The organism is Pseudomonas sp. Sample_14 (genome assembly GCF_004307515.1).
GTDB classification, from domain to species: Bacteria; Pseudomonadota; Gammaproteobacteria; order Pseudomonadales; family Pseudomonadaceae; genus Aquipseudomonas; species Aquipseudomonas atacamensis.
In genome coordinates this window covers 1-14,435 of sequence record NZ_RCOC01000040.1, presented here as the reverse complement: position 1 = coordinate 14,435, position 14,435 = coordinate 1, and the positions used below count along the sequence as shown (strand labels likewise).

The window sequence follows — 14,435 nt, the reverse complement described above, 5'->3', positions numbered from 1 at the left end:
ACCACTGAAAATTTATCCAGCGTTTTGCGCCCGACACTCAATGATCAGCACTGAACTCAAAACCACGATCCAGGGCGCCTATTCGCGTTTTCTAGAGGCCAAGAGCCTCAAGCCGCGTTACGGCCAGCGCCTGATGATCGCCGAAATCGCCAAGGTCCTCGGGGATATCGACACCGACGATGAAGGCCGGCGCAGTGGCGACCCCGCGATTGTCGCGGTGGAAGCCGGCACCGGTACCGGCAAGACGGTGGCCTACAGCCTGGCGGCGATCCCTACGGCGAAACTGGCCGGCAAGCGTCTGGTCATTGCCACCGCGACCGTCGCCCTGCAAGAGCAGATCGTCTACAAGGACTTGCCTGACCTGATGCGCAACAGCGGGCTGAATTTCAGTTTCGCCCTGGCCAAGGGCCGTGGCCGCTACATGTGTCTGTCCAAGCTCGACATGCTCTTGCAGGAAGGCCACGCGCAAACCGCCACCGCGCAGTTGTTCGAGGAAGAAGGCTTCAAGATCGAAGTCGACGAGGCCAGTCAGAAGCTGTTCACCAGCATGATCGAAAAGCTCGCCGGCAATAAATGGGACGGCGACCGCGACAGTTGGCCTAACGCGCTGGAAGACGCCGACTGGGCGCGCCTGACCACCGACCACAGCCAGTGCACCAACCGTCATTGCCCGAACTTCGGCCAGTGCGCCTTCTACAAGGCCCGCGAAGGCATGGGCAAGGTTGACGTGATCGTCACCAACCACGACATGGTCCTGGCGGATCTGGCGTTGGGCGGCGGCGCCGTGTTGCCCGATCCGCGCGACACCATTTACGTGTTCGACGAAGGTCACCATTTGCCGGACAAGGCCATCGGCCACTTCGCTCATTACACGCGCCTGCGCTCCACCGCCGACTGGCTGGAAACCACTGCCAAGAACCTGACCAAATTGCTCGCGCAGCATCCGTTGCCGGGTGATCTCGGCAAGCTGATCGAGCAGGTGCCCGAGCTGGCGCGGGAGATCAAGACCCAGCAGCAGTTCATGTTCACCGCGTGTGAGCAGATCGCCGATTTCAAACCCGGCGAAGACGTCGAAGGCCGCGAACGTCCGCGACATCGCTTTGTCGGCGGGGTGATTCCCGAGGACATGCGCGAGATGGGCATCGAGCTGAAAAAAGGCTATTCGCGCCTTAACGATCTGTTCCAGCGCCTGACTGATCTGCTCAAGGAAGGCATGGATGGCGAGGTCAATATCGGCATCGCCAGCAATCAGGCCGAAGAGTGGTATCCGCTGTTCGGCAGCCTGTTGTCCCGCGCTTCCGGCAACTGGGAGTTGTGGACCGCGTTCACCGCCGAAGACCCGGAAGACAGCCCGCCCATGGCCCGCTGGCTGACCCTGGCCGAAAGCGGTTCGCTGTTCGACATCGAGGTCAACGCCAGCCCGATTCTGGCGGCGGAAACCTTGCGTCGCAGTTTGTGGAATGTCGCTTACGGCTGCCTGGTGACGTCGGCGACGCTGACGGCGCTGGGCACTTTCGACCGTTTCCGCATGCGCGCCGGTCTGCCGAAAAAAGCTGTCACAGCGGTGGTGCCGAGCCCGTTCCATCATGCCGATGCTGGCGTATTGCGCGTGCCGGACCTGAAGGCCGACCCGCGCGATGCCGCTGCCCACACGGCGGCGATCATCCGTGAACTGCCCGATCTGGTCGAAGGGTCGCGTGGCACGCTGGTGCTGTTCTCCTCGCGCAAGCAAATGCAGGACGTGTTCGACGGCCTCGACCGCGACTGGCGCAAGCAAGTGTTCATTCAGGGCAACCTGTCGAAACAGGAAACCCTCAACAAGCACAAGGCGCGAGTCGATGGCGGTGATTCCAGCGTGCTGTTCGGCCTTGCCAGTTTTGCCGAGGGTGTCGATTTGCCGGGTGCCTACTGCGAGCACGTGGTGATCGCCAAGATTCCGTTCTCGGTGCCCGATGATCCGGTTGAGGCCGCGTTGTCGGAGTGGATCGAGGCGCGTGGCGGCAATCCGTTCATGGAAATCTCCGTGCCCGATGCCTCGCTGAAACTGGTTCAGGCCTGCGGGCGTCTGCTGCGCACCGAAGAAGACCGCGGCACCATCACCTTGCTCGACCGGCGTCTGGTCACCCAGCGCTACGGCAAGGCGATCCTCAATGCGTTGCCTCCTTTCCGACGTGAAATATCCTGAGACGCGGGTGGGCCGATTGGCCCGCCGCGTTGTCTATCTCTCTGCCACCGCTTTTCCACTGGCCTTGACTGGTCGTTAGGGAGAACTCCGTTCTTATGATCTGCCGTTCGTTGCCCGCTGTTTTCGCCATGATCTTTGCCGCGCCGTTGCTGGCCGCGCCCGCCGGTCAGCAGACGCTGTTCAACTTCGTACGCCCGGCCGACGTGGTCAAGGTCGCCACGGAAAACGCCGATCTGCCGCAGGCCAATGCCGAACAGACCGCGGAAGGCGAAGTGCTGCGCCGGGTGACGTTCAACCCGGTCGCCCGCCCGACCTTGCGCCTGACTCCGCAGACCGGCGCTTGGGACTGGTCGCAGTCCGGCATGATGACCTTGCGTTTGCAGAGTGCGATGAACTGGGCGGTGACGGTTTATGTGCAGATCCAGAGCAACGATGGCCGCACACTGGTCACCCGCGTCGATCTGCCCGCCGGCCCCGCGCAAACCTTGCTGGTGCCGCTGGTGGCGTCGACGCCGCTGAGCCAGGGCATGAAAGCCGGGCCGCCGATGCCGATGACCGTTGATGGCCAACGCATCCTGCTGGCCAGCAGCACCGGCGAGATCGACCGCAGCCAAGTGGTTTCGGTGAGTCTGTCGATGGATCAGCCGAAAGTTGCGCAGAGCCTGTTGCTCGAGCGTTTCGGCGTGCAGGACGGCGAGTCGGTGACGCGCGCGGTGTACGGTAATCTGGTCGACGCATACGGTCAGTCAACCCGCAGTAAATGGCCGGAAAAAGTCAGCAGCGACGAGCAACTGAAAAGCGCCGCCAGCAAAGAGCAGCAACAGCTGAATACATGGCTGGCCGAGCGTGAAAAGGCTTCGCTGGACAAGTTCGGCGGCTGGAACAAGGGCCCGGCGTTCAAGGCCAGCGGTTTCTTTCGCACGGAAAAACGCGATGGCCGCTGGTATCTGGTGACGCCTGCAGGCCACCCGTTCTATTCGCTGGGCGTCAACACCGTCAGCCCGCAGGTCTACCAGACCTACGTGGCTGGTCGTGAGTACATGTTCGAATCGTTGCCGAAGAACGACGACCCGCTGGCCGCGCATTTCGGCGAGGGCGACAACCGTGGCGGCAACGGTGCCGATCAGGGCCGTGGCTACGGCAACGGCCGCTGGTACGACTTCTATGGCGCCAATCTGCAACGCCTGTACGGCGAACCGTGCAAGGCCGACAGCGACAACAAGGCCGGGATTGCCGAAGCGGCGAAGGCGGGCGCGGCTGAGGCCGGCTCGGTGCAGGCTGCTGAAACTGCAGCGGTGCCTGCCGAGCCAAAATCCGGTATTGCCGAAGCGGCGCAGACCGATGCGGTGCAAGCGTCCAGCGAGGAAACCGCCCCGTGCAAAGCCACAATTGATGAAGAACGCTGGACCCGGCATACCCTCGATCGGCTGCAAGCCTGGGGCTTCAACACGGTAGGCAACTGGAGCGCGCCGTCGCTGGCTGACGCTGAGCGCGTGCCGTACACCTTGCCGCTGTCGATTGTCGGCGATTACACCAGCATCAGCACCGGCAGCGATTGGTGGGGCGGCATGCCGGATCCGTTCGATCCGCGTTTCGCCATGGCCACCGAGCGCGCCGTGGCCATTGCCGCCCGCGATCACCGTGACGATCCGTGGCTGATCGGTTATTACGCCGACAACGAACTGGCCTGGGCTGGCCCTGGCGACGATCCGAAGGCTCGCTACGCGCTGGCCTACGGCACGTTGAAAATGACCACCGACGTGCCGGCCAAACGCGCCTTTCTCAAGCAATTGCGCGACAAGTACCGCAATCAGGCCGGACTGTCCAAGGCCTGGGGTATCGAGCTACCGGCGTGGGAGTTGATGGAAGATCCGGGCTTCGTGCCGCCATTGCCGAACCCTGAGCATCCGGAGATCGAAGCGGATTTCAAATACTTCCAGAAGGTCTTCGCCGATACCTATTTCAAGACCATTTCCGATTCGCTGAAATGGCACGCGCCGAACCAGATGCTCCTTGGCGGTCGCTTCGCCACCAGTACGCCTGAAGCCGTGGCCTCCTGCGCGCAGTACTGCGATGTGTTGAGCTTCAACATGTACACGCTCAAGCCGCAGGACGGTTACGACTTCGCCGCGTTGGCGGGGTTGGACAAGCCGGTGCTGATCACCGAATTCAACTTCGGCTCGGCCGACCGAGGGCCGTTCTGGGGCGGCGTGACGCAGTTGGCCAAGGAGGAAGATCGCGGCCCGGCCTATGCCAACTTCCTCAATCAGGCACTGAGCGAGCCATCGATTGTCGGCGTGCACTGGTTCCAGTATCTCGACCAACCGGTGACCGGGCGCTTGCTCGACGGCGAGAACGGCCATTTCGGTCTGGTCGGGGTCACTGACCTGCCGTATCAGGGCTTTGTCGAGGCGGTGCGTAAAAGCAATCTGCAGGCGCTGGAGCAGTTGGGCAAGGAGGCGCAGAAAACCCCGGCGGCGGAAGTGGAAGGCGGGCGCAAGGCCGAGGCTGGCAAAGCGCCGGGGGCCGCGCAGGCGGGTGGGCATTCGGGGAATGGTCACTAGGTTTCAGACCGCGTTATCGTTCTTCGCGAGCAGGCTCGCTCCCACAGGGGATCTGCGCTGCTGTTGAGATCCAGTGTGGGAGCGAGCCTGCTCGCGAAGGGATCAACACAAATTGCCGATCAACCGTCTGGCCCGCGCCTGTTCCCAAATCCCTCAAGGGCTGGAACAATGCGGGCCACTTTGTAGAGCGTTTTCGCGGGGGAGTTGCGGGTGCAGATTCAGGGACATTACGAGCTTCAATTCGAAGCGGTGCGCGAGGCTTTCGCCGCACTGTTCGACGATCCCCAGGAACGCGGTGCAGCCCTGTGCATCAAGGTCGGTGGAGAAACCGTCCTCGACCTCTGGTCCGGTACTGCCGACAAGGACGGCGCCGAAGCCTGGCACAGCGACACCATCGCCAACCTGTTCTCCTGCACCAAGACATTCACCGCCGTCACCGCGCTGCAACTGGTCGCTGAAGGCAAGTTGCAACTCGACGCCCCGGTTGCCCGCTACTGGCCGGAATTCGCCGCCGCCGGCAAAGAATCCGTCACCCTGCGCCAATTGCTCTGCCATCAGGCCGGCTTGCCGGCGCTGCGCGAACTGCTCGCCCCTGAAGCCCTTTACGACTGGCAAACGATGGTCGACGCCCTCGCGGCCGAAGCGCCATGGTGGACTCCGGGCACCGGTCACGGTTATGCCGCGATCACCTACGGCTGGCTGGTCGGCGAATTGCTGCGCCGCGCCGACGGTCGTGGGCCGGGCGAGTCGATCGTCGCTCGGATCGCCAAACCGTTGGGCCTGGATTTCCACGTGGGCCTGGCCGACGAAGAGTTTCAGCGCGTTGCGCACATCGCCCGTGGCAAGGGCAACGCCGGCGACGCTGCGGCGCAGCGCCTGCTGCAAGTGACCATGCGCGAACCGACTGCCATGACTACTCGCGCCTTCACCAATCCGCCGTCAGTGCTGACCAGCACCAACAAGCCGGAATGGCGACGCATGCAGCAACCGGCGGCTAACGGCCACGGCAACGCGCGCAGTCTCGCCGGGTTTTATGCCGGCCTGCTCGACGGCAGCCTGCTCGAGAGCGAGATGCTCGAAGAGCTGACCCGCGAGCACAGCCTTGGCGATGACAAGACTTTGCTCACCCGCACCCGTTTCGGCCTCGGCTGCATGCTCGATCAACCGGACGTGCCCAACGCCACCTACGGCCTCGGCCCACGCGCGTTCGGCCATCCGGGAGCGGGCGGCTCGATCGGTTTTGCTGATCCTGAGCACGATGTGGCTTTCGGTTTCGTGACAAATACCCTGGGGCCTTACGTTTTGATGGATCCGCGCGCGCAAAAGCTGGCGCGGGTGCTTGCCACTTGTCTGTAAAGCTTCAACAGAGGTTCCAGGGTCGGAACCTCGAAGGGATTTTCGTTTCAAAACGGCTGTTTATCCGGGCGAAAGTGCTCTGATTTTTCATTACTTCATTTTGTGGATTTTCAATGTCATCTAAAAAGACCCTCGCCCTGGCCCTGTGTGTAGCGATCACCGGTTGCGCACAGACTCCGAAAAACGATGCAGATGGCGGCAGTTGGTGGCCGTTCGGTTCTTCCGACAAAGTTGCGTCTAAAGATCCGGCTCCGGCCCCGGCTCCGCTGAAACCTGCGGCGACTGCGCCAGTGGCCAAGGCTGAGAGCAGCAACCCGTGGTACTGGCCGTTCGGTTCCAGCGACGAAGCGGTCAAGGCTGATCTGAAAGCCGAGGTCAAACCTGAAGCCAAACCGGTCGAGGTGGCCAAAGCCGAGGCGCAGTCCAATGGCAAATGGTGGTGGCCGTTCGGCGGCAAGGATCAGCCAACCGTCAAAGCCGTGCCGATGCCGGATCCGAAGGTGACTCAGGCCTGGCTGGATGACTACGAACCGCGTCTGCGTGAAGCGGTGAAAGACAGCAATCTGCAACTCGAGCGTCGCGACAACGTACTGGTGGTGACGGCGCCGGTCGAAGGCTCGTTCAATCCAGACCGCCCGGCGATGCTGCTGCCGGTCACCCTTGGCCCGTTCACTCGCGTGGCAAAAATCCTTGAAGCCGATCCGAAAACCGCGGTGCTGGTGCTCGGTCACAGCGATACCAGCGGTGCTGCGCCGGCCAACGTCAAGCTGAGTCAGGAACGTGCGCAATCGGTGGCAGCGATCTTCCGCCTCAGCGGCTTGCAGCGTGATCGCCTGATGCTGCGCGGCATGGGTTCCGAAGCGCCGCGTGCGGCCAACGACAGCGTTGAAGGCCGCGCCTTGAACCGTCGTGTCGAGCTGCTGGTGACTCCGCAAAACACCATGGTTGCGCTGCTGAGCAAATACAACATGCCAGCGCCGAAGCCGGTGACGATGGTTGCTGCGCAAGACGTCAAGCCAGTGGCCAAACCGGTTACCCCGGCGCCTGCGGCGAAAAAAGCCGCTGTGCCGGCGGCGAAAAAGGCGCCAGCCAAGAAAACCGCTGCCAAGGCTCCGGCGAAGAAGGCCCCGGCCAAGGCTCCGGCGAAAAAGACCGCACCAGCCAAAGCCGCCGCGACCGACAAGAAAGTCGCCGCAGCCGACGCTGCCAAGAAGTGATCCGCTAACGAAAAGGAATCCGCCATGACCCAGGCTCTGGCCGATATGCGTCGCGACTACACCCGTGACGGTTTGACCGAGGCGCAAGCCCCGGTCGAGCCGTTTGCGCTGTTTCACCAGTGGTTCGCCGATGCGGTCAAAACCGAGCAGGCGCCGGTGGAAGCCAATGCCATGACCCTGGCCACGGTCGATGCCGTCGGTCGTCCGCATTGCCGCATTCTGTTGCTCAAGGGCCTGGACGAGCAGGGCTTCACCTTCTTCACCAACTACGACAGCGCCAAGGGCCAGCATCTGGCGGCCAACCCGTTTGCCGCCATGACCTTCTTCTGGCCAACCCTGGAGCGCCAGGTGCGCATCGAGGGGCGGGTGGTCAAGGTCACGGCGCAAGAGTCCGACGCGTATTATCAGGTGCGTCCGCTGGGCAGCCGCCTCGGCGCCTGGGCCTCGCCGCAGAGCCGGGTCATCAACGGTCGTGGCGAACTGGAAGATTTGCTCAAGGCCACCGAGCAACGCTTCAGCGACAGCCAGCCGCACTGCCCGGAACATTGGGGTGGTTACCGCTTGTTGCCCGAGCGCATCGAGTTCTGGCAGGGCAGGCCGAGCCGCCTGCACGATCGCCTCAACTACCGCCTCCAGGGCGCCGAGTGGATTCTGGAACGACTGGCACCCTGAGCAGTCTACCGAGCGAGATAAACGCGGATGGCGCAGGATCGCTGATTTGACGCTACCTTGAGTGGACGCTCGCGGGCATCTGTACCAGGCCTGAATGGAAGCCAATTTTATCCGGATGGTGTCGTGACAGGCGCCAGGCCACGGGGTTTAATGAACACATGTTCTTTTGGAGTTGATGCTATGCGTAAGTCTGTTCTGCTGGTTGCTTCTTTTTCGACGATGGCGATGTTGCTGACCGGCTGCCAATCGAGCCTCACCGGCGACTCCTACTCCCGTGACGAAGCGCGTCGTGTACAGACGATTCGCATGGGCACCATCGAATCCCTGCGCCCGGTAAAAATCGAAGGCACCAAGACCCCGATCGGCGGCGCAGCAGGCGCAGTGGTCGGCGGCGTCGGCGGTAGCGCCATCGGCGGCGGCAAGGGCAGCATCGTTGCTGCGGTCATCGGCGCAGTGGCCGGCGGCCTGCTTGGCTCGGCCACCGAAGAAGGCCTGACCCGCACCCAGGGCGTAGAAATCACCGTCCGCGAAGACGACGGCAGCATGCGCGCCTATGTGCAGCAGGTTCAGGAGAATGAAGTATTCCGCGTTGGCGAGCGGGTACGGATCTCCACCGTTGGCGGAACCAGCCGCGTTTCGCACTAAGCGGGAAACCGGGTAAAAGATAACCCCGATCAGGTGACTGGTCGGGGTTTTTCTTTGCTTGAATTGCTCATTCAGTAGATGGCGCAGGTGCCCATGAAGTATTCGAGGCCCTTTGGAAAACTGACGTTGAGCAGGGTTTCCAATGCGGTTACCTGATCCTGAGTCAACAACAGCTCGCCGGGTTCCACCTCATCCAAGGGCTTGGATTCAATGAGCTGAGCCACTTTTTCATTCATCTCGCTGCCTGTGATGTCCAGCTCGAATTGCAATGAGTCATCTTGGGCTTCGTCAGGGAAAAAACCGGTAATTAAAAGAAAGTGCATGGAGCTAATACTTCCGGGGCTGTTAACCGTAGTCAAACGAAATTTGATAGTCGTGAACTCTCAAATCGATTTGATGTTGAAAATACGGCTGCATGGTGGCGAGCCAATTTTGAGCGACGTTGAAACTGCCATTGTTGATGTTGTCCGCGGCGGGAGTCCCCAAGGCGTTTAACACTGACTCGTCACCACCCAGGTCTTTTGACGACTCTTCCCCCTGAAACTCCAAGGTTGCTGTGTCGTACCATTCCAATCTCAGTTCCAGTCCCATCTACCATTGATCACGGTAAACAAACGATACCTGATAGTCGTAGGACGAAAATTGGATTGAATGCTTGAAGTGGGGCTGGAGAGTCTTGATCCAATCGGCTTTTACATCAAATCCGCCGTTATTGAAGCTTTTCGACGGTAGGCCTAATGCTTCCATTAATGAGCCGTCCTCGCCTAGGTCTTTCGACAGTTCCTCCCCTTCACCCAGTTCGGTTTGTTGGTCGTACCATTCGAGTCTGGCTTTGAGTCCCATGTAATCCTCATAAATATTTTTTGATACTACGGTTCTTTTTGGGTGGATCTATCTGTTCACCAGTTCTGTGGTCGTAAGAGCCTAAATGGCTACCATCGCTTGCGCGGTAGGCTTCAAGCTCGCCATGTAGATAGTCCCATTCATAGATTATTCGGCCTTTTGCGTTGATCCAGCGATCCCTAAGCCCACCGTTGAACGGTGTTTTCTTTTTCGCTCTTCTTAAATCGGGAAAGGCTGTGATATCCGACGTATCGGGGGCGGGGTGATAGGTATTGTCCGTCGCCCTGCGGTGGGTTTTGCACCCGGGGAATGTCCTTGTTCCGCGCCACTGATCGTCCCTTTGTTCATCATCGACAGCCCCTCGGAAAGGGGCTGCACGACGTTATCGAGGCGGGGAAAGTGTGGCTGTAGGACGGGTCGCTAATGACGTGGGGATTGTTCGACTTGAACGAGGTCTGCCGCAGAGACGTGGAGCAGTCTGCTACGCAAGCTCATCGTTACCAATTGGCAATGTGAATTTCGAAATGAATCTAAAGCAATTTATCCAGCACGAACTGCTTGAACCACGGCGGTTGAGTGTCTGATTTGATTTCGATCAGTTCTCCATCCGTAATTTCAGCTATCTGCGTCAGGCCTTCACTGCCTTCATCTGAGTTATCGAAAATATACGCCCGGTTGGAGGCCAGGATAGCTTCGGATAAAAGCTCCAGGGATCGCCAGTATCGAGCTTCAATTTTTTCAGCAGGAACGTTATGTCCTCCTCGGGAAACGCGGTATGCAACTCTCGCAATATTTATCTGCGGGTCCGCTGTCGCCACGTAATAGACGTAGACCCTGTAGCCGGATTTACTCGCTTCAGCGAGGAGGCTGACTTTGTCCGCGGACGACATGACGGTTTCGAACGTAAAGCTGATGCGCTCTTTTATCAACGATCTACGGATGAAGTCGCAGAGTGCCGACGCAACGTACGAGTCGATTTCAGTATTCGAAAAGTTGAGCCGGATTCCATCAATTGCGAGGTCATCAAGCTTTGCCTGCGAACGAGGCGATTTTTTCAGCAGGGGGTGAGCACGGAGAAAGTCGAAAAGCTCCGCCTTATGTGCTTCGATGCGATAAGAACCGAAATCAAAGTAACCGGTATCTTTGATTGAGCGTTCGATGTCGTCAGGATTTATGTAGTTGCCCAGCAGGTGCGCAGGGACAAGTCGATTGAATGTGCTTTTCCCGGATCCGTTCGGTCCCGCAAATATCCGTATTCTCGGTGTGCTCAAGAAGTAACCTGTTTTGAAGATTTATTGATGTGCAGACGCGTTCCGCTTTTCAGATTGCCGTAGGCGCCAATCGACCGCAAAACGATGGAAGTCTTCTCGGTCACTTCAAGCAGTTGACCATCTTTAGCGACAAGCACCGCTGCGCCGTTTGCAAGTGCCATTTTGTAGGCGTTGCTGAAGGCCTTTAGAGCGATGTAAGGAATTCGCGACTCCTGAACGGCAATCTGATCGTCAGTCATTGGGCGTTTTTCGGCTTTGCGCGACATGAATGACTCCAAGCTGTGCTGAGTAGATGGCTGTTTGATGCGCAAGATATAGCACATTTGCAAGGCTTAGAGCCAAGCCCCTCGTTTGGGGAGGGGCTACGGCATTGGCCGCAATAAACCTCAGGAAGTTTGTATCGTGCCCCTGCGACTCGCCGCCGCAGTCACCGCATAACCAATCACCGCCGCTAGGATCGAGCCGGTGAGGATGCCCATGCGATCCATGCCGGCGTAGTCACTCACGCCCGGTTCGAAGGCCAGCGAGCCGACGAACAGGCTCATCGTGAAGCCGATGCCGCAGAGGATCGCGACGCCGAGGACCTGGCCCCAGTTGGCGCCTTGGGGCAGGGCGGCGATGCCGATCTTGACCGCCAGCCAGGTCAGGCCGAACACGCCGATCGTCTTGCCCAACAGCAGGCCGATAGCAATGCCCATCGGTACGTCGTGGGTGAAGCTTTCGACGGTGACGCCGCTCAGCGACAGGCCAGCGTTGGCGAAGGCGAACAGCGGGAGGATGCCGTAGGCGACCCAGGGGTGCAGCGCGTGTTCGAGGGTCAGCAGCGGCGACGGCTCGGCGTTTTTCGTGCGCAGGGGAATGCAGAAAGCCAAGGTCACGCCGGCCAGTGTCGCGTGGACACCGCTCTTGAGCACGCAGACCCAGAGGATCAGGCCGATGATCATGTACGGCCCGAGCTTGACCACGCCGAGCCGGTTCATCGCCACCAGCGCGGCAATGCACGCAGCCGCCAGGCCAAGGGACAGGGTCGAGAGTTCGCCGGAATAGAAGATTGCGATGATGACGATGGCGCCGAGGTCATCGATGATCGCCAGGGTCATCAGGAACAGTTTCAGCGACACCGGCACGCGCTTGCCGAGCAGCGCCAGTACGCCGAGGGCGAAGGCGATATCGGTGGCGGTCGGAATGGCCCAGCCACTTAGGGCCGCGGGGTTGTCGCGGTTAAGGAACCAGTAGATCAGCGCCGGCACCAGCATGCCGCCGATCGCCGCTGCGCCAGGGAGGACGATTTGCGAAGGCTTGGACAATTGGCCGTCGAGCACTTCGCGTTTGACTTCCAGACCGATCAGCAGGAAGAACATCGCCATCAGGCCGTCGTTGATCCACAGCAGCAGGGGTTTGGCGATTTTCAACGCGCCGATCTGCGCCACCACCGGGGTGTCGAGCAGGCCGGTGTACAGCCACGACAGCGGTGAGTTGTTGATGATCAGCGCGAGAACGGCTGCGGCGATCAATAGCAGACCGCTGGCGGCTTCCAACTGAAAGAAACGCGTGAAAGTGCTACGCAGAGGCAAGGTCGCTCTCCATCGAATCGAGAAAAAGGTGAAACACCCTAACCCGTACCGTTAGTTGTTAAAACAAAAGTTATATTCTTTTTTGTTATATGTCGTTACAGACTGTCTGGTTCGGGCAGCACTGAGCCTAGCAGTTGCCTGACACATTGAGACTCAGCTGTATCTTTGCCGCCTGCAGGATTTTTCCTAAGCTTTCGGCAGACCTTTTTCAGAAGACCGATCTTCTGGCTGATTCAACGAGAACCGAAACCATGAGCGACAACCGACAGTGGGCCCGCGAAGCCATCCGCATCATCGAGGCGGACTTCCAGCGCAGCGCCGACACCCACCTGATCCCTTTGCCGCTGCCCGGTTTTGCCGGCATCGAGTTGTATTTCAAGGACGAATCCAGCCATCCGACCGGCAGCCTCAAGCACCGCTTGGCCCGCTCGCTGTTCCTTTACGCGCTGTGTAACGGCTGGCTGAAACCCGGCGCGCCGGTGATCGAAGCGTCCAGCGGCTCGACGGCGATTTCCGAAGCGTATTTCGCGCGCATGCTCGGTTTGCCGTTTATCGCGGTGATGCCGGCGACCACTTCGAAAGAGAAGATTGCCCAGATTGCCTTCTACGGCGGCCAGAGCCATCTGGTGCAGGATCCGACGCAGATCTACGCCGAATCCGAGCGCCTGGCCCGCGAGCATGGCGGTCATTTCATCGATCAGTTCACCTACGCCGAACGTGCCACCGACTGGCGGGCGAACAACAACATCGCCGAGTCGATCTTCCAGCAGATGCGCTACGAAAAGCACCCTGAGCCGACGTGGCTGATTTCCAGCCCCGGCACTGGCGGGACTACAGCGACCCTTGGCCGTTACGTGCGCTATCGCCAGCACTGTACCCGCGTGTTGTGTGCCGATGCCGAGCGTTCGGTGTTCTTCGATTTCTATCAGAGCGGTGATGCCAGCCTGCGTCTGGACTGCGGCTCGCGCATCGAGGGCATTGGTCGACCTAGGGTGGAAGCGTCGTTTCTGCCCAAGGTGATCGATGCGATGGTCAAGGTGCCGGACGCCCTGTCGCTGGCGGCCATGCATTACCTGGCGCAGCGTTTGGGGCGGCATGTCGGCGGGTCGAGCGGGACCAATCTGATCGGTGCGCTGATGACGGCGCAGCAGATGAAAGCGGCGGGGCAGTCGGGGTCGATCGTGGCGATCCTGTGCGATGGCGGGGAGCGTTATGCCGACACTTATTACGACCAGGAATGGTTGAAAGCGCAGGGTTACGAACTGGGTGAGTTGATTGCAGCAGTGGCGGCGAGTGCCGAGCGCGGGGAGGCGCTGCCGACCTCGGTGCTGCGCGCCAACATCTGAAGAAACGCAAAAACCAATGTGGGAGCGAGCCTGCTCGCGAAGGCGTCATCTCATTCAACATCATCATTGACTGAAATAGCGACTTCGCGAGCAGGCTCGCTCCCACAGGGTTTTGTGTTGGGTCAGCTGATGCTGATCAGGCTTCCAGGCCGAGGATATCGCGAGCCACTGCTTCGGCAATGCGAATCCCGTCGACACCCGCCGAGAGAATTCCGCCGGCATAGCCCGCGCCTTCACCGGCCGGGAACAGGCCTTTGACGTTCATGCTCTGCAGCGACTCGTTGCGGGTGATGCGCAGCGGCGATGAAGTGCGGGTCTCGATTCCGGTCAGCACGGCGTCGTGCAGCGAATAACCGCGAATCTGCTTCTCGAACGCCGGCAAGGCTTCACGGATCGCCTCAATGGCAAAGTCCGGCAGCGCCAAGGCCAGATCGCCCAGCGCCACGCCCGGCTTGTACGACGGCTCGACTTCGCCCAATTCGGTCGATGGAATGTCGTTGATAAAGTCGCCAACCAGTTGCGCCGGAGCCTTGTAGTCGCTGCCGCCAAGGATGAACGCGTGGGATTCCAGGCGCTCCTGCAACTCGATACCGGCGAGCGGGCCGCCCGGATAATCGACTTCCGGGGTGATGCCGACGACGATGCCGGAGTTGGCATTACGCTCGTTACGCGAGTACTGGCTCATGCCGTTGGTGACCACGCGATTGGGTTCGGACGTCGCCGCCACCACCGTGCCGCCCGGGCACATGCAGAAGCTATAGA

The 14,435-nt window shown here is 60.2% G+C and carries 15 protein-coding genes; 7 read left to right on the top strand and 8 right to left on the bottom strand.

Going from position 1 to position 14,435, the window contains the following annotated elements:
* Positions 1-40: 40 nt before the first annotated feature.
* The 6 genes from dinG (at position 41) to D8U61_RS09170 (ending at position 8,639) form a co-directional block, all read left to right on the top strand.
* The gene (gene dinG / locus D8U61_RS09195; protein ID WP_024011911.1) at positions 41-2,185 is read left to right on the top strand and encodes an ATP-dependent DNA helicase DinG; all 2,145 of its coding nucleotides are present in this window, start codon (positions 41-43) and stop codon (positions 2,183-2,185) included.
* Between the two features lie 95 nt (positions 2,186-2,280).
* A complete protein-coding gene (locus tag D8U61_RS09190; RefSeq protein WP_130926797.1) occupies positions 2,281-4,749 on the top strand; it encodes a beta-galactosidase in 2,469 nt (822 codons plus the stop codon).
* 210 nt (positions 4,750-4,959) lie between these two features.
* Positions 4,960-6,105 (top strand): serine hydrolase domain-containing protein, encoded by a 1,146-nt coding sequence (locus tag D8U61_RS09185; RefSeq protein ID WP_130887085.1) that lies wholly within the window; start codon positions 4,960-4,962, stop codon positions 6,103-6,105.
* 113 nt (positions 6,106-6,218) lie between these two features.
* Positions 6,219-7,322, top strand: a complete 1,104-nt coding sequence (locus D8U61_RS09180; protein ID WP_130887084.1) for an OmpA family protein — start codon at positions 6,219-6,221, stop codon at positions 7,320-7,322.
* Between the two features lie 24 nt (positions 7,323-7,346).
* Complete coding sequence (gene pdxH, locus D8U61_RS09175) at positions 7,347-7,994, top strand: pyridoxamine 5'-phosphate oxidase (protein WP_130926796.1); 648 nt, start codon at positions 7,347-7,349, stop codon at positions 7,992-7,994.
* Between the two features lie 180 nt (positions 7,995-8,174).
* A complete protein-coding gene (locus D8U61_RS09170; RefSeq protein WP_016771369.1) occupies positions 8,175-8,639 on the top strand; it encodes a glycine zipper 2TM domain-containing protein in 465 nt (154 codons plus the stop codon).
* 71 nt (positions 8,640-8,710) lie between these two features.
* Here D8U61_RS09170 and D8U61_RS09165 read toward each other — a convergent pair whose 3' ends face one another.
* The 7 genes from D8U61_RS09165 to nhaA form a co-directional block, all read right to left on the bottom strand.
* Positions 8,711-8,962, bottom strand: coding sequence for a pyocin S6 family toxin immunity protein (locus D8U61_RS09165; protein WP_130926795.1), 252 nt, complete (start codon positions 8,960-8,962; stop codon positions 8,711-8,713).
* A 22-nt stretch (positions 8,963-8,984) separates the two neighbouring features.
* Positions 8,985-9,230, bottom strand: coding sequence for a colicin E3-like toxin immunity protein (locus D8U61_RS09160; protein ID WP_130926794.1), 246 nt, complete (start codon positions 9,228-9,230; stop codon positions 8,985-8,987).
* Complete coding sequence (locus D8U61_RS09155) at positions 9,231-9,482, bottom strand: colicin E3-like toxin immunity protein (RefSeq protein ID WP_130926793.1); 252 nt, start codon at positions 9,480-9,482, stop codon at positions 9,231-9,233. It abuts the gene before it with no gap.
* A 7-nt stretch (positions 9,483-9,489) separates the two neighbouring features.
* Positions 9,490-9,723, bottom strand: a complete 234-nt coding sequence (locus tag D8U61_RS09150; protein WP_122612615.1) for a colicin E3/pyocin S6 family cytotoxin — start codon at positions 9,721-9,723, stop codon at positions 9,490-9,492.
* A 289-nt stretch (positions 9,724-10,012) separates the two neighbouring features.
* Positions 10,013-10,753, bottom strand: coding sequence for a zeta toxin family protein (locus D8U61_RS09145; RefSeq protein WP_073475882.1), 741 nt, complete (start codon positions 10,751-10,753; stop codon positions 10,013-10,015).
* The gene (locus tag D8U61_RS09140; protein ID WP_071174604.1) at positions 10,750-11,019 is read right to left on the bottom strand and encodes a hypothetical protein; all 270 of its coding nucleotides are present in this window, start codon (positions 11,017-11,019) and stop codon (positions 10,750-10,752) included. Before D8U61_RS09140 ends, D8U61_RS09145 begins: the two co-directional genes overlap by 4 nt.
* Before the next feature lie 120 nt (positions 11,020-11,139).
* The gene (nhaA, locus tag D8U61_RS09135; protein WP_130926792.1) at positions 11,140-12,327 is read right to left on the bottom strand and encodes a Na+/H+ antiporter NhaA; all 1,188 of its coding nucleotides are present in this window, start codon (positions 12,325-12,327) and stop codon (positions 11,140-11,142) included.
* 251 nt (positions 12,328-12,578) lie between these two features.
* Between nhaA and D8U61_RS09130 the strand changes: the two genes are divergently transcribed.
* A complete protein-coding gene (locus D8U61_RS09130; protein WP_130926791.1) occupies positions 12,579-13,673 on the top strand; it encodes a PLP-dependent cysteine synthase family protein in 1,095 nt (364 codons plus the stop codon).
* 136 nt (positions 13,674-13,809) lie between these two features.
* On the opposite strand, the gene D8U61_RS09125 is transcribed toward D8U61_RS09130, so the two are convergent.
* The coding region (locus D8U61_RS09125) for an FAD-dependent protein (RefSeq protein ID WP_347237676.1) at positions 13,810-14,435 on the bottom strand (626 nt) is incomplete at its 5' end.